General features: G+C 49.8%; 15 protein-coding genes. 11 read left to right on the top strand and 4 right to left on the bottom strand.

The window, feature by feature from the left end; translation table 11 throughout:
* Nucleotides 1–46: 46 nt before the first annotated feature.
* On the bottom strand, nt 47–664 hold the full coding sequence (locus V6668_RS24460; RefSeq protein ID WP_221820993.1) for a pyridoxamine 5'-phosphate oxidase family protein: 618 nt from the start codon (nt 662–664) through the stop codon (nt 47–49).
* A gap of 155 nt (nt 665–819) precedes the next feature.
* Between V6668_RS24460 and V6668_RS24455 the strand changes: the two genes are divergently transcribed.
* Both V6668_RS24455 and V6668_RS24450 read left to right on the top strand, forming a co-directional pair.
* Nucleotides 820–2,277, top strand: a complete 1,458-nt coding sequence (locus tag V6668_RS24455; RefSeq protein ID WP_338706962.1) for a PLP-dependent aminotransferase family protein — start codon at nt 820–822, stop codon at nt 2,275–2,277.
* Nucleotides 2,278–2,684: 407 nt separating this feature from the next.
* Nucleotides 2,685–3,470, top strand: a complete 786-nt coding sequence (locus V6668_RS24450) for an AraC family transcriptional regulator (RefSeq protein WP_036605807.1) — start codon at nt 2,685–2,687, stop codon at nt 3,468–3,470.
* Nucleotides 3,471–3,817: 347 nt separating this feature from the next.
* On the opposite strand, the gene asd is transcribed toward V6668_RS24450, so the two are convergent.
* Nucleotides 3,818–4,609, bottom strand: coding sequence for an archaetidylserine decarboxylase (asd, locus tag V6668_RS24445; RefSeq protein ID WP_047841263.1), 792 nt, complete (start codon nt 4,607–4,609; stop codon nt 3,818–3,820).
* 85 nt (nt 4,610–4,694) lie between these two features.
* Entirely contained in the window at nt 4,695–5,825 is a 1,131-nt protein-coding gene (locus tag V6668_RS24440; RefSeq protein ID WP_338706961.1) for a YheC/YheD family protein, read from the bottom strand.
* Nucleotides 5,826–6,340: 515 nt separating this feature from the next.
* On the opposite strand from V6668_RS24440, the gene V6668_RS24435 reads away from it, so the two are divergent.
* Nucleotides 6,341–11,554 carry a WIAG-tail domain gene (locus tag V6668_RS24435; protein WP_338706960.1) on the top strand — a complete coding sequence of 1,738 codons (5,214 nt, stop codon included), beginning with the start codon at nt 6,341–6,343 and terminating at the stop codon, nt 11,552–11,554.
* Between the two features lie 170 nt (nt 11,555–11,724).
* Here V6668_RS24435 and V6668_RS24430 read toward each other — a convergent pair whose 3' ends face one another.
* Nucleotides 11,725–13,290 (bottom strand): M4 family metallopeptidase, encoded by a 1,566-nt coding sequence (locus V6668_RS24430; protein ID WP_076319780.1) that lies wholly within the window; start codon nt 13,288–13,290, stop codon nt 11,725–11,727.
* A 768-nt stretch (nt 13,291–14,058) separates the two neighbouring features.
* Between V6668_RS24430 and V6668_RS24425 the strand changes: the two genes are divergently transcribed.
* The 8 genes from V6668_RS24425 (at nt 14,059) to V6668_RS24390 (ending at nt 22,807) form a co-directional block, all read left to right on the top strand.
* Nucleotides 14,059–15,015, top strand: a complete 957-nt coding sequence (locus tag V6668_RS24425) for a glycosyltransferase family 2 protein (RefSeq protein ID WP_083669922.1) — start codon at nt 14,059–14,061, stop codon at nt 15,013–15,015.
* Between the two features lie 41 nt (nt 15,016–15,056).
* Nucleotides 15,057–16,169, top strand: coding sequence for a glycosyltransferase family A protein (locus tag V6668_RS24420; RefSeq protein WP_179088700.1), 1,113 nt, complete (start codon nt 15,057–15,059; stop codon nt 16,167–16,169).
* Entirely contained in the window at nt 16,169–16,942 is a 774-nt protein-coding gene (locus V6668_RS24415) for a glycosyltransferase family 2 protein (protein ID WP_076319779.1), read from the top strand. The genes V6668_RS24420 and V6668_RS24415 overlap by 1 nt, the downstream gene beginning before the upstream one ends.
* Complete coding sequence (locus V6668_RS24410; protein ID WP_076319778.1) at nt 16,939–17,670, top strand: sugar phosphate nucleotidyltransferase; 732 nt, start codon at nt 16,939–16,941, stop codon at nt 17,668–17,670. Before V6668_RS24415 ends, V6668_RS24410 begins: the two co-directional genes overlap by 4 nt.
* Nucleotides 17,671–18,377: 707 nt before the next feature.
* A complete protein-coding gene (locus V6668_RS24405) occupies nt 18,378–19,217 on the top strand; it encodes a GT-D fold domain-containing glycosyltransferase (RefSeq protein WP_036673573.1) in 840 nt (279 codons plus the stop codon).
* A 66-nt stretch (nt 19,218–19,283) separates the two neighbouring features.
* On the top strand, nt 19,284–21,011 hold the full coding sequence (locus tag V6668_RS24400) for a glycosyltransferase family 2 protein (protein ID WP_179088699.1): 1,728 nt from the start codon (nt 19,284–19,286) through the stop codon (nt 21,009–21,011).
* Nucleotides 21,012–21,357: 346 nt separating this feature from the next.
* Complete coding sequence (locus V6668_RS24395) at nt 21,358–22,311, top strand: aminoglycoside phosphotransferase family protein (RefSeq protein ID WP_076319777.1); 954 nt, start codon at nt 21,358–21,360, stop codon at nt 22,309–22,311.
* Between the two features lie 217 nt (nt 22,312–22,528).
* Nucleotides 22,529–22,807, top strand: a complete 279-nt coding sequence (locus V6668_RS24390) for a glutaredoxin family protein (protein WP_036605813.1) — start codon at nt 22,529–22,531, stop codon at nt 22,805–22,807.
* Nucleotides 22,808–23,005 lie beyond the last annotated feature (198 nt).

The following is a 23,005-nucleotide window of genomic DNA, read 5'->3' as shown; positions in this document are numbered from 1 at the left end:
GGTTATCGTTGTATTCGACCTTGGAGTAATCCTCAAGAAATGAAACTTATTGCTGATGAAATGGACAGTATTTCCGCATCATTTCAGCAGTTTCGGCATCTCTTCCTTCATTGCGCTGTTCCAGTTCACCACTGATATGATCGAATCGTTCACTCGAGAGGTTTTGTCCAAATTTAAACTTGGCGCTGATCCGTTCAGGACTAATTCGGACTACGGCTACAGCTTTGAGGTTTCCTGTGTAACGCGAGTCAGTAGCGTCAATGGGTACATATCCGCCTTGCGGCTGGAGTTTCTCCATGAATCGTTGCAGTACCTTACCTTTGATGTCCAGATCTTTAACCGGTTCAGCCTGACCAAAGGCCATAACACTTTTGAAGAAAGAAGTCGCTGGACAAGCAAGCTCAGGATCACTGAAATAAGATGGAATCAGGGAGAACTCTTCAGCTACTGTGAAACTGACCGACGAATCCTGTTTGATCTGTTTCATCTTCTCGCCAGCCAGACTGCCGTGAAAATAAAAGCAACCGTCCATATATACGAAGTTCAGCGGTGTAACCCGTGGTTGTCCGTCCGGACTGACCGTTCCCAGAAACCCGAAGGAGCACTGATCCAGAAATGCGGTAATTTCCTGTTCTTCATCTACTGTGAATTCTTTCCGTCTCATGTGTATTCCCCCATCATTGAATGTATAATAGAACGCCATATCTTATGGATAACCATAGTTCATACATTGACAATGAAATAGATCCAATTTACATTCACTTTAGTAGGCCAATTAGTCGGGAATCACAGATGAAGACAAATGAAGAGAGGTGCAAGATGGAATTGTGGCTGCCCATGGATACCTATGAACTCCAGCATCGATACAAGTATGAGGCATTGTACCATGCGTTACGTGATGCCATTCATGCAGGCACATTGGTGGGAGGCACGCGGCTTCCTTCCACCCGTGAGTTGGCAAGGCAATATGAGATGTCACGTGGTTCGGTAGCTCAGGTATACGACATGTTGCTTGCGGATGGTTATGTCCATGCACATCGGGGAAGAGGTACATTTGTCACCGAAACATTATCCACTCAGGAAAATGAAAAACAGGAAGCCGTTCTCAAGTTGTCTCCCTGGGGCGAACGAGTACAGAGGTTGAATACGCAACATGAAATCCTGCGGACTCAGATGTCTTCACCGAAGGCGTCCGTCATTAATTTTCAAATGCAGCGCATGCCTGCAGAACATTTCCCGTTAGGGGAGTGGAAGAGTGCACTCGCTGCGGTTCATCGCAGTGGTTGGCGAGAATCAAGCGGTGTAGCCGGTGATCCGGAGCTGCGTGAGGCCATCGCCTCCCATCTCAGATGGACACGTGGTATTCAGGCTGAACCATCTCAGATTGTATTGTTCAGTGGTTCAATGCAAGGCATCACCCTGCTATCTCAACTGCTGATTACGGAGAATACAGCAGTTGTATTGGAGAATCCGGGTTATCCAGGCATCGCCCATGCCGTCAAGTCCTGTGGTGGGCATATCATCTCGGCAGAGGTGGATACCGCAGGCATTATACCTCAGCCTTGGGAGGCACAGACGTTATTTGTCACCCCTACCCGGCAGTTTCCAACAGGGGCCGTGCTGGGATTGGACAGAAGACGTGCCTTGCTTGCTTGGGCCTCAAAGCGGAATGCGGTCATCATTGAAGATGATTATGACAGTGAATTCCGATGGGGTGGAAGACCAATTGAACCCCTCAAAGTGCTTGATCGTGAACAGCGCGTCATCTACGTTGGTTCATTCTCACAAACGATGGTGGCTTCGTTTCGACTTGGCTACGCCGTCCTGCCACCTGGTCTGGTAGAACCTCTGCTTGCCGCCAAGGCGTTGTATGAACCGGTACCTCCGGCACTGCTGGAGCAACGCGCACTGGCAAAGTTTATGACCAGAGGAGGTTACCTGAGACACTTACGGCGGTTAACCCGGTTATATGGGGAACGGCATGATTTTTTTGTCCGAGAGATGGAACTACAGTTGCCGGAAGCATTCAAGATGCAGCTTGGTGATGCAGGACTGCATATCTACGCTACCTGGAATGGCGATGTGGACAGTTATCAGCGATTTAAAAAGCTTGCTCAGGAGGATGGCATATTGTTCCGTGATGCAGAGCGATATCGGCTGACTTCAGATCATCCGGCGGCCTGCTTTGCTTTTGCACATCTGGAGAAAGAAGAGATGACAGAGGGAATCCGGCGAATGCGGCTAGCTTGGGAGAAGTGCACATTTTCGTTTCAGTGAATTCCGCTGTATAATGGGATAAGACATTTCGCTCCTGTAGGAGCAGAGATCATATATGAGCAAGTTGTATTTAATCATGCTATACAAGTTGAACAAATTATTTACACGAAAACGTAGAGGGCAGAAATAACCTGAAGAAGCGGAGCGTTCGCCTAAAAGCTTTCTGAAGGAAAGCTACATCGGAAGCATACGCTATCGTCAGATTTTCACCTTTGTAAAAGTGAATCAAAAAATCTGGGGATAACAGCGATCGGAAGGTTGTTCTGTCATCGAAGTGGCAAGTGTAAATGTTCTTTAGTTCAATTTCTATAGATACTGAAATACATATGGCCTGGATTGAAGAAGTGAGATTCAGATCAGAATGATGCCATATGCAGAGAGATTAACTATCAAGGGGGAGTGGCGACATGCTGCAGGCATCGCCGTCATCATTTGTTATTTTGCCCGCTGTCGCCAAAATTGTCTGTGAACCGGGCTGGAAGTGGCAGAAACGGGAAAAACCGATGCAAAACTATGATTTATTTTATGTATGGAGTGGTGAAGGAACGCTTGTACTGAATGACCAGTCGTATGAAGTTGGCAAGGGTAGTTGTTTTTTGTTCAGGCCAGGAGATCATCCTACTGCAACACATAATAAGCAAAAACCGTTGGTACTTACGTATATTCACTTTGATGTGGACGTGCCTGTTGCTGACGTTCCCCAGTCCTATCGCGAGGTACAGGAAACGGTGGAGTTTGAGCACTTGCTGGCACGTTATGTAAGACTGTTCTTATCGGATGTGTACGGACGTGATGAAGAGAGCCGATTGATTCTGAAACAATTGATGATTCATCTGCTGCGCGCCGATACGGAAGAACCTGTGGAGAAAAAGGTGAGCAACCAGTTGTCCGATGTGATCCAGGAGGTCGCCAATTATGTGCGTCAGCATCCCGGGATTACGCATCGGGTGGAAGATCTGGCTGCGCGGGCTGGCTTATCGCCCCGATACTTCTCGATCAAGTTCAAGGAACTGGTGGGATCATCGGTGCAATCTTATATTATCCGCATGCGTATTGAACGGGCGGAACATCTGCTGGTGCATACCGGCATGAATGTGACCGAAGTGGCGGATGCTCTGGGCTACCGGGATATTTTCTTCTTCAGTCGTCAGTTCAAGCAGTATACCGGCAAAAGCCCGTCCGAGATTCGTTAAAAATCTGATGAGAAAAACAGGAAACCGTTTCAAGTCTGGAATGCAAGGGTAATTATCTAGCATTCCAGATGACCAAAAGGGGGAACTTGTGATGAACGGAAAACGTCGGGTCCGCAACCGGGGATGCTCTACGAAGGGATGCAATATTTTCCGGAACCGTCTGCGTCGCTTCAAACCGGCAGAGGACTTGCAAGATGTGTGGTTTTGAGGAGAACTCAGCAGACCAATAACGACGGAGCGAAGCTTCGTATTGCATGTATATATGGATGAATATGAATTCATAAAGAGGATGGCGCAATACCTGGTTACAGGTGCTGCGCCATCCTCTTTATTTGCGTATGGACTCATTAGTTCTTCGGTTTCAAACGACCAAGCAATGCGCCCATTTTGACAGAATCGCCTGGCTGTAAGCCCGGGTTTGGTTCGAATGTGCCACTCTGCGTCAGCAGAACAACGGTGGAACCGAATTCAAAATAGGCCAGATCATCGCCTTGTGCCCAGGTACTTGTGTCCGTATCAGCATATTGTATGCTACTCACGTTCATCGCACCTACTTTGACAACCGCCACTTCACCGTAATCATGTGCGATATACGTAATGAGTCGTTCGTTTCGACTAAGCACGGATCTCATATGGGTCAGGCCAAAGTCATTCACGGGATAAACTTTGCCTTTGATGTGTTCGCTCTCTATCTTGCGGCCGCTGACAGGTGCATGAATGCGGTGATAGTCGCGAGGGCTGAGATAGAGGACGAACCCGTACCCGTGCTTGTACTTCTCCAGATGGGGAGAATGGTTTAATAATTCAGCAAGTGTATAATTTTGTCCCTTAACATTCAGGAGTGTCCCTGCAGATATTGGACCGGCTGCCGTAATCTTGGCATCTACCGGGCTGATCAGTGCATGCTCTGAAAGTTCCAACGGGCGCATGCCCGGCTTTAATTTGCGGGTAAAGAAATCGTTCAGTGAACGGTATTCCTTCCAGTCTTTCTCGGCCTCCTGAACAGGGATGTCGTAGGTCCGGACAAAATAAGGGATAAATGCCTTACTTCCCCGGCTTTTGGAGAAGGCTCCCACGGTCCGGGAGATCCATTTGCGCGAAGAAAGCTCGGTCATTAATCGCAACAGCGTTTTTGCCATGAATATCCCCCTTAGGGTTAATGCGAACTTCAAGGCCGGCAAGACCGGCCGTTCTGCATAATATTGACACAGAATGCACACGAAATCAATATAGTCTCCTATCGTATGTCTGCGGTTGTCTCGGAATTCTTGAATTCTGTTCCAGCAGCAGACGCCCATAAGCCATCGGTTTGCTGTACGTTGCCTTCCAGTGTTCCGACATTCCCGCCTTGCGAAAACCGTAACGCTGATCCCGTCCATTGCATTCAATAAAATAGATCTGGCCGCTGCGCGTTATCCCGAGATCAAGACCCAGATCAGCCAGATGTGGCAGACTGGCCGCCAGGTTCTGAGCAATCCGAAGTGCAACGAGTCCGATTCTGTATTCCAGTCGAGCCAAGTCGAAGCCAGATTCCCCTAATCCAAGGGCCTCTGCGAGCTTCATGACTTTACCGCCCTGGGCGATATTGCTGACAAACGTATGGGCAGGAGCCGCTTTGGCAAACATGCCTGTTATTCCCCAGAGACCATCGCCGCCACGTTGTACAGATACCCGCAAATCTACTGGCCTGCCCTCATAACGTACCAGTGGGATACGCTCTTCAATGAGGTAGGCATGGCGAAAGATCCGCCTTAGGGTGGCGGAAGGAAGCTGTCCTTTGCTCAATCGGAAGGTGGCCCACCCTTTGCGTGCCGCCTTCGTCTCACAGGTTAGTTTCCACTGTCCATCTCGCTCGAAGACTCGCATAATCCCATGACCGATGCTACCGCTGCATGGTTTGATGATGAGGTCATCATATTGTTCCATCATATAGGCCAGAGACTCTGGCGTAGCTTTAACTGCATGGGGCAAGTGTTCTCGCAAGGCGGGGTCCTGCTGAAGCATGTCATGAATGTGATCTTTACGGTACCGGTTGCGAACGTTGAATACCTGAATACCCTGCAACATCAGCTTGGTAATCTGATGCTGTTCCGTCCGGCGAAGCTGTAGTGAGCGGTTATGAATGACGGAGGGCAGTGGCATGCGCTCGCGAACATATCTGCCTTCTTTTTTAACATAGGCAAGACATGTTTTTTGATCCGAATCGATATCTTCCAGCCGCAAAAAGCAGGGAGTTAATCCATAACTGGCCGCTGCCTGTTCATAATTCGCGAGTGATTCCTGACCGGTCCTTCCGGCCGGTATCCCCCGGTACATGCGTGAATCGAACATAATGCCGATCGTTTCTTGGAGCATGACCGTTCCTCCTTCGATGTTATCGCGACCATGGATCGTCCATTCATGGAATGCCGGCCTGTCACCGCATGGCTCAGACATCGCGATAACGCAGACCGGTGTGTAAGATGCATCGCCAAGCACTAGTGCTTGCTCAGGGCGTGTCTAAAACTCTCAAGGAAGCAGGTTTTGCCGAATTTTCGTTCCAAGCAAGGAAGTTTTCCGCAGGCGTGCCGGGGCACGTCAAGGGAAAGTGACGTAGCAGGGGGCGAAAAGACGTTGAAAGATGCACTTCAGCGAATTTTCAGACACGACCTAGATATAATATCCTATGACATGACTGGGACGGGGGCGTGGACAGCCGCCTTTCCTCTGCTGCCCTGACACGCCTATTTCCACGAAGATCATCGAAACTTCCTGTCTTGACGCCCGTACATTCGTGCTCTGGAATCCGCAAAAGTCATAAATGAAGTGGCAGATGCCCAGATGGAAGCATATGATGCCGGAGACGAACGTTAGAGGAAGGAGCAAGCTGCATGAGTAAAAATGGCAAAAAGAAGGTTCCGACGCCGAAACTGCGGCATGTGAGCCCGAAATACAAAGAATTGGAACTGACTGATCGCCGGGCAGACAAGATGAACTCAGGTTTCACTGTGAATAGGGAAGAACGTTTGAATACGAATAAAAGGGATTCAAGGGCTGTTCAGGAGTCGGAAGAATTCCTATTCGACTCAATGGAGCTACCTTCTTCAACAAATGAGCTGGAAGAGTTGGAGATCGAAGCCGAAATCAAGCTGGAACCCGTAGAGTCTGATAGCAAGGAAATCGAGACAGAAGATAGCTCGGATAAGCAGATTCAGGTTAGCAGTGTGGCTCCGCTTGTTCTGGAAGAAGAGGTGGGTATCATCAAGCAAGAAACAACAAACAAGGACCGGCTGCAGATCCTGAACCAGAACCAGATGCCGGGTCATACCGGACATTACATCTACACGGACGACTTGAGTGAATTTGCTGTTACGGAGAGCAAATTGGCTCCTTTCTCTGTAGATGCCTCCAAGCTGAAACCGGATGCGGTCGGCAGTGAAGCATTGCAGGATTATGCGGTGACCAGCATACACATTGCCGACGGGGCCATTGTTTCAGCGAAACTTGCGGAAGCGTCTGTATCTGAGGAGCACCTGATTGACGGTTCTGTGTCTGGTCACAAAATACGAAATGCTTCTATTGCCGGTGAGAAAATCAGAGATGGCAGTATTACTTCTCAGAAGCTTGGCAACCAGGCCATCGATTCGGCCAAAATTGCCGACGGCTCCATCAGCACAAGACATCTCAGCCGCATGCTGGTAACGGAAGAATTAATCAAGAATCATGCCGTAACTGGAGACAAGATCGCGATTAGCGGGGTGGATACAAGACATCTCACGGGGGGAGCTGTGAATACCTCCAAACTGGCTGACGATGCAGTGACTACATCCAAAATTCGGGAAGCTGCTGTCACAGGCAGCAAAATCGAAGAACACTCCATCGAGTCTCACCATATTCAGGCAGGTGCTGTTAAACAGACACATCTGGCAGAAGGGTCTGTCGGTCGTTCACAACTATTAAATGGCAGTATTGGAAGTGACCAGATAGAGGATGGATCCATACAAACAAGACATTTAGCTGAGGGTTCACTAACTGGAAGACATCTGCTGGACGGTTCAATCGGATCAAGTCAGATTCGAGCTCATTCCGTTGGCAAGGAGCAGATTGGTAATGGAGAAGTGGGCAGTGAGCATTTGACAGAAGGTGCAGTAACCAGTAGCAAACTGGCAGACCAGTCTGTTGGAACAGCAAAATTGCTGGAACAGTCCATTACGGCATCCAAGATCTCTGATCAGAGCGTCATTTCTTCCAAAATTGCGGATGAAGCCGTACAGGGTAAACATCTTGCCAAAGGGTCCATTCGTGCGGAACACATTGCAAATCGGGGAATTACGCCGGTACATGTGGACAATTCCGCAATTCACTCTATTCACATTGCAAGTGGAAGCATCGAGGCAGCTCACCTATCTGCCGGAAGTGTGTCCGGAGACGCTCTTGCAGACGACGTGGTGTGTGAGCGGCATCTTGCAGAGTCGGCCGTGGGTACGTATGAATTGCAGGATGGTGCCGTTACAGACGTTAAACTTGCAGATGGAAGTGTGACAACAGAAAAGCTTGGAACGGCATCGGTGAGTAGCAGAGCGCTTGCCCCGGGAAGTGTTATATCCTCGCATCTTGCGAGTGGTGGAGTCACAGGGACACATCTGGCTCCAGGCAGCGTGGGTTCCGAGGCCCTGAGACCTTATGCAGTGAAATCGGAACATCTGACAGAACATGCCGTAGGTGTACCTCATCTTCAGCCGGGTAGTGTTGAAACGGATGCGATTGCACGGGCCGCGGTCACAACAGACAAATTGGCTATTGATAGTGTAACTTCAGCCCAGCTGGCTGGCGGGTCCATTTTTCCGCCTCATCTAACAGATCATGCGGTTACCTCCCCCAAGCTTTCACCAGAGAGTGTTGCAACAGATAAACTGGCGGATTTTGCTGTCACATCAGCTAAACTGGCAGACGGCAGCGTGACTTCGTCCAAGATTATGGCAGAGAGTATTAACGCCAAACATATTCCAGCAGGAACCATTCGCGGATATCACCTGAAGCAGCATGCCGTTTCACTGGAACATTTGTCGGAAGAAATACGCTCGCCGGAATTATTTGCTGATGGCAGTATTACCGGTAACAAACTTCAGCATGGCTCCATAAGTGCGGACCATTTGACAGCAGACTCGGTATCCGGAACAGAACTGCAACAGGCTGCTGTAGGTAGCGAGCACTTGCAACCATCCGTTGTACAATCCGTCCATCTGGCAGACGGCAGCGTGAAATCTGACCATTTGGGGACTCAAGTAGTGAGCTCACAGCATCTGAAGCCAGACATCATTCATGAGGAGCATATTGCTGAACAGGTGGTCACATCGCATCACTTGGCACCCGGATCTGTCGAAACAGACCATCTGGCTCCTTTATCCATTACAGCGGCTCACCTTCAGCCAGGTTTGATCAGTGGTTTGCATCTTCAGGCAGAGTCGACAAGTGCTGTTCACCTGCAGCAAGGAGCTGTGCATTCCCGTCATATTCAAGATGGTGAAATTCTTCCTCATCATATTCATGAACGCAGCATCGGAACGTCTCATCTGGAAGAAGAAGCGGTAAGTACGATTATTTTGCAGGATGAATCTGTGACACGCTCCAAACTAGCGACTGGTAGTGTGGATGGCAGCAAATTAGCTGCAGGAAGCGTATCGGCTACTCACATTGCCAATGAAAGTGTGCAAACCCGTCATATCCAAGAAGGAGCAATTCTTGCTGATCATATTCAAGAGTGCAGTATTGGCTCAGTTCATCTGGATGAGGAGTCTGTAAGTGCGGTTCATTTGCAAAATGGATCTGTAACTAGTGCCAAACTGGCGGATGGCAGTATCAACGGCAGCAAATTGCTTGAAGGAACCGTATCGGGGGTTCATATTGCGTCCGAAAGTGTGCAACCCGGGCATATCCAGGCTGGGGCTATTCATGCTGACCATATTCAGGAGCGGAGCATCGGCACAACCCATCTGGAGGAGGAAGCAGTAAGTGCGATTCACCTGCAAAATGGGTCTGTCATCAGTACCAAACTGGCCGACGGCAGTGTAACCGGCAGCAAGTTGATTGAAGATGCGGTGTCAGGAATCCATATCGCGTCTGAAAGTGTGCAATCCCGCCATATCCAGGCAGGAGTAATCCTTGGTGACCATATTCAGGAGCACAGCATCGGCATGCTTCACTTGGAACAGGAAGCAGTAAGTGCCATTCATCTGCAAAATGGATCTGTAACAAGTACCAAGTTGGCCGACGGCAGTGTAACCGGCAGCAAGTTGCTTGAAGGAGCCGTATCGGATATCCACATTGCAGACGATAGTGTGCAATCCAGTAAGATTCAGGCAGGAGCCATTCATGCTGATCATATTCAAGAGCGGAGCATCGGCACAGCACATTTGGAAGAGGAGTCTGTAAGTGCCATTCATTTGCAAAATGGATCTGTAACGAGTGCCAAACTGGCGGATGGCAGTATAACTGGCAGCAAGTTACTCGAAGGTACGGTATCCGGAATTCATATCGCATCGGAAAGTGTGCAAACCGGGCATATTCAGGCAGGAGCTATTCATGCTGGTCATATACAGGAGCGAAGCATAGGCACAGCCCATCTGGAAGAGGAAGCCGTAAGTGCGGTTCATCTGCAAAATGGGTCCGTCACAAGTGCCAAATTGGCTGACAGTAGCATTAGCGGCAGCAAATTGCTCGAAGATACTGTATTGGGGAGCCATATCGCATCGGAAAGTGTGCAAACTCGCCATATCCAGGCGGGAGCGATCCTTGCTGATCATATTCAGGAGCATAGCATTGGTGCGTCTCATCTGGAGGAGGAAGCAATAAGTGCAGTTCATCTGCAAAATGAATCTGTAACGAGTGCCAAACTGGCGGATGGCAGTGTGAGCAGCGACAAACTGCTTGAAGATGCGGTGTCGGATGTCCATATTGCCAATGGAAGTGTACAATCCCGTCATATCCAAGAGAAAGCCATACATGCTGACCATATTCAAGAGCGAAGCATTGGGATCTCCCACCTCAAAGCGGAATCGGTAAGTGCGATTCACCTGCACAATGGTTCCATAACAAGTGCCAAAATGGCTGACGGCAGTGTAAACGGTAATAAATTGCTTGAAGGTGCGGTATCGGCTATCCACATAGCAGACAAAAGTGTGCAAACTCGTCATATCCAGGATGGAACCATTCTTGCTGATCATATTCAAGAACGCAGTATTCGCACAACTCATCTGGAAGAGGAAGCAGTAAGCGGGGTTCATCTGCAAAATGGTTCCGTCACAAGTGCCAAATTGGCCGATGGCAGCGTGAACGGCAGCAAACTGAGTGAGCAGAGTATTACCTCTAATCATTTGAATGCGGGGATTGTAGGTCCAGCGCATCTGAGCGAAGAGATATGGAATGCGATCCGTCAGTTCAGTGGAGAAACGCTGGAGCAACTGGCAGCTATCAAAAGACAAGAGGGATTGCTTCAACCAGAAAATGAAGGTGTACAGCAATCACAGCAGGTAATCGTCGAGGCAATACCGAGTGCTGGTCTGGAGCAACAACAAGAGCTGGTATCCCAAACAGATCAGCTTGGCGAACTACCGGAAGCTTTGTTCACAACTGAGCAGGCAGTGCAGGCAGATCAGGAAGATCAGGCTCAGCAACCACAGCTTGAACAGTCACAGGAGATCGCTGGAACTACGGAGTTTATGTTAAGTGAACAATCCATTAAACAGGAGCACCTGTGTGATGATGCCGTGGGCAGCAGCCAGTTGCAATTGGGGGCAGTTCAAGCCAAACATCTGGCCTTCCAACCCGTTCGCAGCGTAAGCAAACAACCGGTTGTACAACAATTCGGGATGGAAGCTTTTGTACTGCCAGAGAGTGAAGTATGCACAGAGGTAACTGTTGTTTTTGAAGAATCATTTGCTTCAGAACATTATGTGATTGTGGGCATGAGTAATGATCGGGGATTCCAGATTTCCCTGCTCTCGCAGAGTGAGGATGAAGCGGTACTTGAAGTGTCACGTACGGCAGATTGCAAGCATACGTACGGGTTGTTGTCATGGATTGCTGCGGGACCTTCGCAAGGATAGTGCAGGATTGTATCCGTAATACACAAATGACAAAAGCGGTGTCCAGAGTTGTCCGGGACACCGCTTTTGATTGATATCAGCTTGATCCGTTCGGACGGTGAGGGGTGTCTGAACGTTTTGTTACCATTATGATAAGTACATTATAAGTTCAACTACAATAAAATAAGATTTTACAGGCCTACAGCTTGATACGCTTTGGTAATAGCAGTAGCTTCAGCGGAAGTTGCTCCGTACAGATCTTTGGCTGCTTGAATGGTAGCTGTTTTGGCAGCGGCAAATTTGGACGTTGGTGTCAGGTAGTTCACCAGTGTGCTGTAGAAAATCTGGATCGCTTTATCCCGACCGATTCCGGTAACAGTCACACCATTATGTGTTCCGCCTTGAGCAGCAAGGAAATAGGCTTTATTGATGATACCACTGTTGATATGGACACCGCCGTTGTCCTGTGAGCCTGTGTAGCGATCGCTGTATTTGTCAGGTTGACCATACAATGTAGGGTTGGAGAGGGAGCGCAGCGCATCTCCTGGAACGTTAGGTGTGTAGATATCATCACCAAGCAGCCAGTTTTTGCTTTGGATCGTATTACCGAAAATATCGGCAAAGGCTTCATTGAGTGCACCTGGTTCATTGCGATATTCCAGATTGGCTGTATATTCAATAACACCATGCGTCAATTCATGACCCACAACATCCAGATCACCAGAAAGGGATCGGAAAGTCGTTCCATCTCCGTCACCAAAGACAATCTGTGCCCCGTTCCAGAAGGCGTTATTGTAATTGGAGCCGTAGTGCACGGTTGATCTGATCAACAATCCGTTACCATTAATACCGTTACGGTTGAATTTGTTTTTGTAGAAATCATACGTAGCAGCCGCATGAGCGTGAGCATCTACACCTGCACGATCGGTCCATACATTATCCGAATCCGTGAGCAAGCTACCAGGCAGTGAGGAGCCATTGTTCGCCGTGTACGTTTGGATGCCATTGCCGCGAGTGGTGTCTTTCAGTTGGAAGGTGCTGCCGGATTGGGTGGTTGTCAGGGTTTTGGTATCTCCAAGTACACCTGTACCTGTTCCGGTGGCAAAGTTAATGAGGTCAAACTGGGATACGATACTGCCATCCACTGCGTTAATGAAATATTTGGTCCGTAGAGGGGCAGGTTCCAGTACGTTTACTTCCGTAATGTAAACCAGATACGTCTGACCATCTTCTTCATGATGATAGATGTTCAATTCAGCTTGAGGTGTGATTTCCGCGGCACCAAGCTCTCCAATCCGGGAGGTTGCTTCTTCGGTTGCAATCCGGATCGCGTCTTCTCCGCTGATCTCGGCTACACCATCATTCGGAATGGCCTGCTCTTCAATCGGTGGAAGATCGCCAAGTGCGGAGCTCACGGCTCCGGTTTTGTCCAGGTGGACCGTCTGTTCTGCACCATAAACCGGGATACCTTTAATATACTGTTTCAGGCGGAAGTGTCTTACGCCAGATGTATCTGTGTTTCTTTTGACAATTTTGAGCTGGGATTTCACATCGGAATTCAGGAATTGTTCCTGCTGTCCAAGATAATTAAAGATGGTGTCATCTGTTCCACTGTTCAATGGAATACCCTCCTCAGAGGCATAAGGGGCCTGAAGTGGAATGGATTGATCAGACACTGGAGCTGCAGTAGCAGAGGATACGGAAGCGAGCAAAAGAGCTCCTCCAAGAATTGTTGGCATAACTTTGGCGAATTTCATAGTAAACTCTCCCATTCTTAAATTATTTTTTTGTTGGAAATTATCATGCCAATCTCGGTTGGAATTCCGTCTGCAACTTGGGCAGCGCGGAGCGTGGGGCTGAACCTGAAGCGTGGAATGAGACAAGAAACGATTGGAACAAAATCGGCTTGGCCTTTAGCTCGGGAAGTGTTAAGCACGACACCAAACAAAAAGGATAACCGTTTATTCAGTTCAACCCGAAGGTTTAATCGTCTATTGTGTTCCTCTTTCAGAAAGCCGGGGGTTGTCCAATTGCGCAGGTAGAAGATACGTTCACGGAAAACTGGGGTGTTCAATCCGGGTTTGCGTAAATGACAAAAGCAGTGTGTTCTGAACGGCATCACTCCTCTCAAGAGTAAAATGTATCTGCTTAACAGGTTCTGTGAATGAGGTCATAATCTAATCAACCTAAGGTCAATAAATTGATTAAAAAAATATAGGGGAACCTGTGTTCACAACAAGGTTATTTTTGTAAACAAAACTGCTTGGAACGTATATTATCACAATGTAAAACTTTGGAAAAGATACAAATTTAGAATTTTGTTAAAATTGTGTCTGAAGTAGGGGAGAGGTAGCGTTTTTCACATAATTTGACGTATTTTGTCTAAAAGCAAGGCCCGTACCCTCGTGTTCACAGGGAGAACCTGCTTCGTGCAAGGACAAACGCCGTTTCCACTGCTCCACGAATACATAGAATAACGTGTACTCCCTTGGCATGCCGATGATCGAATGCGGGAGGTGAAACTGTTGCGCAAAACCCGTACCACAGCACGTTATGCAACCCGATCCAATGTGACACGAAGAAAAACAGTGCTGAAGAAACGAAGATGGAAGTCTGGACACAAAAAGGGTACAAAGGCCTATACGTTCGTTATTTCATCTAAACAGCTGATGTCACAGGCTAAGGATGGAGTAGAGAATGGAGCGGAAAATGGCATGAGTGATGCTCCTTCACACAGGGATGTTTCTCAGCGACCGATGCTCTCGGTCATTATCCCTGCTATGAATGAGGAGAAAAGGATTGGTGCAGTTGTACGTGAAGCGCTGCGGATATGCCGTGATGCTGAAGTGCTTGTCGTTGTGAATGGTTCAACAGACGGTACGGCTAACGCAGCCAAACGGGCTGGAGCACGAGTGCTCACGTATGCCGAAGCGCTGGGGCATGATGGAGGACGAAAAGTAGGCGCAGCGGAGGCGCGCGGTCAGGTGTTGCTATTTACTGATGCAGATATCGCAATTCCCGCAGAGCACCTTGCACCTTACGTGAAGGCTGTGCTGAAGGGAACGGATGTGGCGCTTAACGACTACCATGGGCCGGTCACTCATCATCCCGTTCATCCGGTAGTGGAGGCCAAACACATGTTGAACAGCATACTCGCAAGATCCGATCTCCGGGGGGCATCCATGACAGCTATTCCACATGCAATAAGCCGAAAAGGACTTGAGGTCATGGGAATATCCTCACTTGAAGTTCCGCCACTCGCACAAGCCAAGGCAGTGATCGGCGGACTTCGGGTACGCGCTGTTCATCACGTACCTGTGGGTAGAATGAATGCAGTACGAATCAAGAAGCGAAGCGGACCTGATCCGCTAAGTCAAGTGGTACTGAATGATCATATGGCAGCGATCAAGTGGATTACGGATACGCTCGGTCCCCGCGGAGGTTATACCGATCTGCAACGTGTTCGCATCCTGGTGAGGTAAGCATGTCGCATCGGATGATGCAGCATGCTGGAGGTGAGGAAATGAAGGGACGTTCAGGGGTTGTCCGCCGCAGGCGGACAACAAGTAGACAAACGACAGCAGGAAGAACAGTAATGAATAAGCGTCATAGGAACAAGAAACATGTAGATATTCAAAAAAAAAGAAAAAGCCGATCAAAGTCTGGCCAAGTAAATCTGCACTTGATGTGGAAAGCGGGGCAAGTTGCAGGAAGCGAGGCAAAGGCGAACAACACAGTATCAGAAGAACATGCACGTCTCGTATGGAATGCACACGCGGCGAACGTTGCGGAGCTAAGCAATTTCGAGCTAGCCCTGAAAGCAGGTAAGGCATTTATGCAGGGTTATGCTCAGGCCTCGGGACATTCATTCCAGATCGTACCACTACCTCTTCGTCATTCGGCTGCTGCCATTGTCTGTGCCTGTAATGAAGAACACACACTGGGGCAGGTGTTATTGCAACTAAAGCGGTTGCCTCTGACGGATATTATTGTGGTACTGAATGGAACGACAGATGACAGTTTGAAGCAGGTACTAAGGCAGCCGGGACTTACAGTAATCTATGAACCGGATCGGGCAGGACATGATGTGGGCCGGGCACTTGGAGCCAAGATGACGGATGCGGAGACGGTACTTTTTGTGGATGGAGATATGGTCGTCTCGGCTGAACAGCTTGCACCCTTTCTGTTCGCGGTTGATCGGGGACAGGATGTGGCGTTGAATAATCTGACGTCTTTGCTTCCTGCGTTTGCAGGGCAGGATGAGGTAAGCCGGATCAAAGCATATCTGAACCGAACATTAGGCAGGGCAGATCTTGGTTCCAATTCCATGACAGCCGTGCCTCATGCATTATCTCGTCGTATGATTCAGACGGTGAAGCCAGCATCACTGGCCGTTCCACCTAAGGCACAAAGTCTAGCTATTCAGCATGGAATGAACGTCTCGGCACCAAGTCAGGTGGATGTTATTCGTTCCAATCGGTTGCGTCCTGGTAACACGGGAAGTGGGAATGATGTCGCCAGATTGATCATCGGAGATCATCTGGAGGCACTGGCTACATTGCTGGGTACAGGTTGGAATCCAGCCCAGGCACATACACTCTCCCGTGTAGAAGTGGCTTACAGGAGGAACGTCTAATGACACTGACGAGTATGATTATCCCAACTTACAATGGGCTGGATCTGATCAGGCCGTGCATCGATGCCATACGTCAATACTCGGGCGATCCTGCGTCATATGAAATTATCGTGGTAGATAACGGTTCGACGGATGGAACGGCTGAATATTGTGCGCTGGAGCGAATTCGATTTGTAAGGTTCCCGGACAATCGGGGGTTTCCGGCAGCGTGTAACGCTGGACTTCGTGCAGCTTGCGGGGATGAGCTGTTGCTGTTGAACAATGATGTTACGGTCACGCCCCGTTGGCTGGAGAACCTGCGAACGGCTCTGTACAGTGACGCAAGTATTGGGATCACGGGTCCTGTTACGAATTATGCAAGCGGCATCCAGCAGATTGAACTGGCGTTTCGGGATATGGAACATTTTCAGGAGTTGGCCAATTCCAATAATGTTGTGGATTCTTCAAGGTGGAAGGAAGTACGCCGGATCGTCGGTCTGTGCATGCTGATGAAACGAGATGTGGTGGAATCGGTTGGACTGCTTGACGAGGCATATTCTCCGGGACACTATGAGGATGACGATTATTGTTATAGAGCAAGATTGCAGGGATATCGCCTGCTGGTATGTGGAGATGTTCTCGTGCATCATCAGGGAAGTGCCAGCTTCCAGAAGACAGATCCGGTAGCGTGGAAACAGCTGCTTGAGCGTAATCGTTCGATTTTTATGAACAAATGGCATGTCGATCCGCTTGAATATATGGACATATCCGATGAAGGAGGGAACGTGGAATGAAAGGTGTAATTCTTGCCGGCGGAACAGGAACTAGACTGTATCCGCTGACCCGGCTCATTAACAAACATCTGCTTCCAGTCGGTAAACATCCGATGATTATGTATGGCATCGACAGGCTCCGCCAGGCAGGCATTGATGAACTATTGATTGTGATCAACAAACATTCCGCCGGGTTATATACAGAGTATCTTGGTGGCGGAGCAGATCATGGTGTGAAGTTGACTTATCGCATTCAGGAAAAGGCAGGCGGGATTGCGGAAGCATTGGATCTGGCGACTTCCTTTATTCTTCCTGGCGAAAAATTTGTAGTGCTTCTCGGTGATAATCTCTTCAGCGATGATCTGAAGCCTTATGTGGACCGTTACATGCAGCAAGCTGCTGGTACAGCGCGAGTTCTGCTCAAAGAGGTGGATGATGCAAGACGTTACGGGGTGCCTGTTTTTGATCCAAAGCATCCAGAGCGAATCTCGTACATTGAGGAGAAGCCAAGCCAGCCGAAAACCTCTTATTGTGTGACGGGCATATACATGTATGACGATCATGTATTTAACCTGATTCGCAACATTGCGCCGTCTGCGCGCGGAGAACTTGAAATTACGGATGTGAATAATCACTACGCGTCTGCTGGCGGACTGGAATACGACATTTTGCAGAAATACTGGAGTGATGCAGGTACATTTGAATCGCTCCAGGAAGCAGCTGTCCGTATGAAAGGACAATTGCCCTAAAATATATGCGACTGATGCTGCCGCTGTGCGGTGCCCCATGGGAGCAGAACACTCTGCGCCGGAGCTGGAAGGATGCTCCGGCGCTTTGCGCAGCGACAATCCTCGTGCATGCCAAAGGAGGGAATGGCGTGAGAGTAGTGACACGCACCGGGCCCGCTAGGGCCTCCGTGTCGGGTAAGCCCCGGGGCATCCACCCGGCCGTATTTATGGGCAGTGGCACTCCGACAGCAGCAGGTACAGGGTCTGCTGGAGTCAGAGGTGTGAAGTCAGGGAAACGTAGTACCCTGACCAAAGCGGGTACATCTGCAGGCGCAGCGCATAAGGCTGCTGCAAGGAAAGCGAGCAGCACAGGCAGTGTTGTTGGCAGAGCAGGCAAAGCTGGCTCTGCGAGTGCGAGCAGAGCGGCAAGAGCCAGCCGCACCGGCAAAGGCAAAGCCGGCCTGCGCCAGGCCACTGCTGGGCGCAGGCCGGCATCCGCGCGGGGCCGGCGTGCCGCTGCCCGCGCCAAGCAGCGCACGGCGATGCGCCGTGCGCCCTTGCCAGCACCGCAAGCCAGCACGCCACAGGCGATGCCTGCCAGTGGTGCTGGCCCCGCCCCGCGCCAGGCGACACACCCGAAGGGTGTCGCCCCCGCGGGGCGGGGAGGCGCTGCCGGCGCGAAGGCGGGCAGCGCGAAGGGCTTGCCGCCTCCGCCCGCGGAGCACGCAGTGCAGGCGGAGGCCGTGCCCGGCGGCTACGCCGAAGGCTACCGCGACGGCGTATTCGCCGGCGGGGAGGCGCTGGTGGCGCAGCACATCCCGCCGGATCACATTCTGCCTGCCGTGGCGGCGGCAGATCTGATCGCGGCGGGATTCCGCCAATATGCGCCCAGCCTGGCCCGGCTGTCCAGCCCGCATGAGATGGCTGGACACATCACGGCGGCGCTGGATGCGCAGCGCCCCTTGTCTGTCGTTCGCCTCGGAGATGGCGAACTGCTCACGCTGGCAGCCGATACGGTGCTGCCAGGCCAGGAAGTGCAGGAGCTGGCACCGTTTCTGCCCTATGCAGGGGTGCCCTGCTCAACCCCCGACATCCGCGCGATGCTTGCGGAAGCCATACAGGCCGCCGACTGGGTTGGCGTGCCGATCTCGCGGGCACCGACTTTCCAGGGGCTGTTATTCCCGGTGTTGCGCCACTTCGGGATTGACTGGTCCCGGCTGAAATTGACCAGTTCCACGATCAATTACAGTCTGCATCAGTCCGGCCTGGTGTTACCCTTGCTGCAAGGACGGCGGGTTCTGCTCATAGGCAGCCAGGCACCAGAGCTTGCGGCACTGCTGCATAACCGGGGGATTCATGTCACAGGCATCATTGGTTCTGTGGCGGGAGTCATGGATATTCCGAGGGTGATGCAGCAAACCGCAGAACATGCTTTTGATATCGCTTTGGTGGCGGCGGGAATTCCGGCGGTCATTCTGTGTCGGCGAATTGCAGGTGAACTCGGCAAGGTCGCTCTGGATTTTGGACATTTGGCTGACAAACTGGTAACAGGAGAGCTTCAACTCTAGTGGACCGTCCGGGGGCTGGTTATGTGCGTGTTGGCCTCACGGACAAGTGGAAATGGAGGGAGCAACATGAACACACCCGATCAACAGCGCGGGGAAGGACGTCATGGTCGTAACAACAAGGTTAATGCTCGAAATGTTGTCCGTCGAAAAGGTCACAGTCATCACAACATCACTCCAAATATCAGCACTCACAGTGACAACAGCCGCAGTGAAAACAACAGGAATGGCAGCATAAGCAGCGAAAAAAAAGCGGCCTGCCGTGCCACACAACACGATGTCTCGCGATCTGACATGGCAGTCCTGCATGCAGCAGGTCGTCGCTCAATACGGAAATCCAGACGTAAAGGCAAAAGCAGGCGCACACCCAAAGGCGCCAGGCTCTACAAACAGGGGTATACCAGAGGATACAACGAAGGTGTCCGCCAGGGACAGAGCTCGTTTGGTCTTGTTTTTGAAGGAGTTAGCATCATTATCCCCACGTACAATCAGCGGGAGTATGTGCTGCAATGTGTGTCCAGTATCGAGAAACATACCCCTGCCCCTTTCGAAATCATTGTTGTGGATAATGCCTCCAAGGATGGAACTGCCGAGGCCATGCTCCGCAAAGGCGGCATGGTGAGGGTGGCATCCCTGGATAAGAACCGGGGGTTTGCCGGAGGTGTCAATCATGGGCTGATGATGGCGAGAGGACGACATATCATCGTGTTGAACAACGATACGCTCGTTACTCCAGGCTGGCTGGATAACATGATGACTTGTCTTGCCAGTGATCCGAAGATTGGTGTAGTGGGTCCGGTGACCAACTATATTGGCGGGGATCAGCAGATTCAGGTTCCGTACCGTGAGGTAGAAGAGATGTGGCCTTTTGCCGCCACACATAATCGTCCGGATGCAGACAAACATCGAATAACCGATCGCCTGGTCGGATTCTGCTGGCTGTTCTCACGGGAGCTGCTGGAACGGGTAGGTTATCTGGACGAAGGGTACGCGGTGGGCAATTTCGAAGATGATGACTGGATCATTCGGGTGAAGCTGGCAGGATACCAGCTTGCGGTAGCCGGGGATGCTTTTATCCACCACTTCGGAAGTGTCAGTATGAAAGCCTTGGGTGAGCAAGACTTTGCTGTAGTGAATAAGGATAACGAGCAGTTTTATAGCCAAAAGTGGGGAGATCCCCATGCGCTGGTTGCCGAAACCTCCCGCTTGGCTAGACAACAAACCTCTGGTACCCCATCCGGTCAACAAGAGGAGGGTGACACAAACCCAATGGATCCGCGTCAGCGAATCTCAACGCAGGGCAGCCAAGATCCAGCATTACAGTTCAGACACAGTTATGACTTCTACCCGGAAGGTTCGTTCCTGTCCGATGCCAAAGGAGAGGTCTATACTTTAACTGGCGGTCGGCGGCGTAAGTTGAACATCCCTGTACCGCGTGGAATATCTCCTGTTCAGGTTGCCAAACCGGACCTGCTCGCCATTCCTGCCGGAGAAGCACTGATATCAGCGGGGGACGTGCAAAGATGGCCGAGGGAATCACAACAGGTGCATACGACAGCGGTTCATGGTTCTCCCCATGGATGGGCAGAAGGAAGTATTATTGCCGCAGTGGATGCACCCGAGATTCGATATCAGATCAGCGGAGACAAGCGGAGACGATTTGTATCGGTCTATGCGGCAGAACGTTGGGGTGTACATTCTGGGCATATTATCAGCGTGTCTGCGGACCAACTGAATGCGATGGAAGAAGGCTGGCCCATTATCGCCCCACCTCAGCTCTTGAACCCCGATCTGTAATGTCAGGCGATCTGTTTATGCGAATCAGCAGCATGATGCGGAATGGAAAATGTAGCGGTACCCTGTGTAATCGCTCTGATTCATTCCGCATCCGAATATTACATATGAGTTGGTAGCTATATAAGTTGAACTAAAGATTATTTATACTGACACTACGATGACAGAATAACCTTCCAATCGCTGTTATCCCCAGATTTTTTCGATTCCCTTTTCTTAAGGGAAAATCCGGGGATAAAGGCGAACGCTTCGCTTTTTCAGGTTTTTTCTGTCCTCTCCGTTATCGTATAAATGATTAGTTCAACTTATATAGACCACTTAAAGTATAGCGATTGAGGGAGGATGCACGGTGAAGAATTCTATAGTTAACCAAGCCGAACAGATTGCCAGTGATTTTTTGCTGGAAAAGGTAACATGCTCACATCATATCGTGGGTAAAGGTTTTGTTAATCAGGTCTGCCTGGTGGAAACGGCAAGTCATAAAGTGATTGTACGGATGAATAATCCAGATACATATCCCACCTTTTTGAAAGAAAAATGGTGCATCGAACGAGCAACAAGTGCCGGTATTCCTGGGCCACAGACATTATCCGTTGGGGTCAATGCTGAACATGCCTATATGATTCAAACGGTTGTGGAAGGGGATAACGGATTGGATACGACAGTGCCCCCGTCCATGATCTGGAGGAAACTTGGTGAGTATACTCAATGTTTGCAATCCATCCCCGTTACAGGTTTCGGAAGGGATCTGCACAATTCTGTACAGGATCGCTTCTACTCTCCCCCTCATGCAGGATCAGATGGCAGCTGGCAAGGATATGTGCAATACAATATCAATAGTCTCACGGAGCAAGATCCATTGATTGAGCTTGGTGTCATTACGATGGAGGAATCACAGCTTGTAAGGCAATGGTTCGAACAATTGAAATTGCAAAAGTTCCGCTTTGGTTTATGCCATGGCGATCTCTCTTTGAAGAATACAATCGTAAGTTTGACAGGAGAAATTACCCTTCTGGACTGGGGAAATGCGGAGGTCACCGTCACGCCGTATGGGGATATCATTCAACTCATGCAATGCCAGCTACGGGGAGAGGGTCCTGACAAGGAAGAATTGAAAGCGTTTTTAGAAGGATATGGGACAAGTAAACAAGAGCAAGAGCGCGAACTGAATCAAGCGAGCCATGTGTTGTTATTGAAAGCTTTTGATACCCTGAGGTGGGCTATAGATCGGAGTCCGGATCAGATCGAGTTCTACACTGATTTAGCAAAACAAGCTTTTAACCAGGTTAGGAGGGGTCAATAACGATTCATTCCTGTAAAATAAGCCATCTTTCAAATTTATAATTTAATCTTTCTATTTGGTTATAGGTTTATTCTATTAGCAGATCCATTGACGCAGGAAGGGCACAGGAGTACATTTAGAGCCATAATTCTTATTTAACAGATGGGAATTGAAGGTCTAGGGCGTTCATATTCAATCGCCCAGATCTTGATCTTAAAACTAATCAGGAGGTATGTCGATGTCATCATCAACCAAAAAAGTCGTGCTGTGGAGCAAAACAGGCTGTCATTTCTGCGGGGAAGTGAAAGCATTTCTGACAGAGCGAAACCAGCCTTTTGAGAACATTGAAGTGCAGGGCAATGACGTGCTGCGTGATGTGCTTGAAGCAAAATATGGCATTCGGCATGTACCCGTTATTGAAGTGGGAGGGGACGGCAAGTTTGAAGCCTTGCTGGAACCTGATCTGGAGAAGCTGGCGGAACTTCTGGCACGAGCGGACGAAGCGGCAGCAGTCTAACGGGAGTGGATATATACCTTTGGAGCAAGCCGTTCCGGTTGCTGCATGATGCAAGATCGCATTTGTACAGCAGCCGGAACGTTCAATAAGTTATAGCTCTCTTGGGATGTAAATGGTCTTATTTACATCTTCAATGTTCATATAGAAAAAATCTATTAGTCACGCTGTTGACCCTTTTACGGGGCAGTGATAAGATTT

This window comes from Paenibacillus amylolyticus, assembly GCF_036894225.1.
In the GTDB taxonomy this organism is placed as follows: Bacteria; Bacillota; Bacilli; order Paenibacillales; family Paenibacillaceae; genus Paenibacillus; species Paenibacillus amylolyticus.
The sequence above is the reverse complement of the archived record's forward strand: the minus strand, read 5'-3'. Positions and strand labels throughout refer to the sequence as shown.

Excerpts from the sequence above, each read along its gene's own strand:
- V6668_RS24415 (WP_076319779.1), top strand. The coding sequence starts at position 16,169 with ATGACACTGACGAGTATGATTATCCCAACTTACAATGGGCTGGATCTG.
- V6668_RS24440 (WP_338706961.1), bottom strand. The coding sequence starts at position 5,825 with ATGCTCCAAGAAACGATCGGCATTATGTTCGATTCACGCATGTACCGG.
- V6668_RS24430 (WP_076319780.1), bottom strand. The coding sequence starts at position 13,290 with ATGAAATTCGCCAAAGTTATGCCAACAATTCTTGGAGGAGCTCTTTTG.
- V6668_RS24400 (WP_179088699.1), top strand. The coding sequence starts at position 19,284 with ATGAACACACCCGATCAACAGCGCGGGGAAGGACGTCATGGTCGTAAC.
- V6668_RS24455 (WP_338706962.1), top strand. The coding sequence starts at position 820 with ATGGAATTGTGGCTGCCCATGGATACCTATGAACTCCAGCATCGATAC.
- asd (WP_047841263.1), bottom strand. The coding sequence starts at position 4,609 with ATGGCAAAAACGCTGTTGCGATTAATGACCGAGCTTTCTTCGCGCAAA.
- V6668_RS24390 (WP_036605813.1), top strand. The coding sequence starts at position 22,529 with ATGTCATCATCAACCAAAAAAGTCGTGCTGTGGAGCAAAACAGGCTGT.
- V6668_RS24460 (WP_221820993.1), bottom strand. The coding sequence starts at position 664 with ATGAGACGGAAAGAATTCACAGTAGATGAAGAACAGGAAATTACCGCA.
- V6668_RS24420 (WP_179088700.1), top strand. The coding sequence starts at position 15,057 with ATGAAGGGACGTTCAGGGGTTGTCCGCCGCAGGCGGACAACAAGTAGA.
- V6668_RS24435 (WP_338706960.1), top strand. The coding sequence starts at position 6,341 with ATGAGTAAAAATGGCAAAAAGAAGGTTCCGACGCCGAAACTGCGGCAT.
- V6668_RS24410 (WP_076319778.1), top strand. The coding sequence starts at position 16,939 with ATGAAAGGTGTAATTCTTGCCGGCGGAACAGGAACTAGACTGTATCCG.
- V6668_RS24450 (WP_036605807.1), top strand. The coding sequence starts at position 2,685 with ATGCTGCAGGCATCGCCGTCATCATTTGTTATTTTGCCCGCTGTCGCC.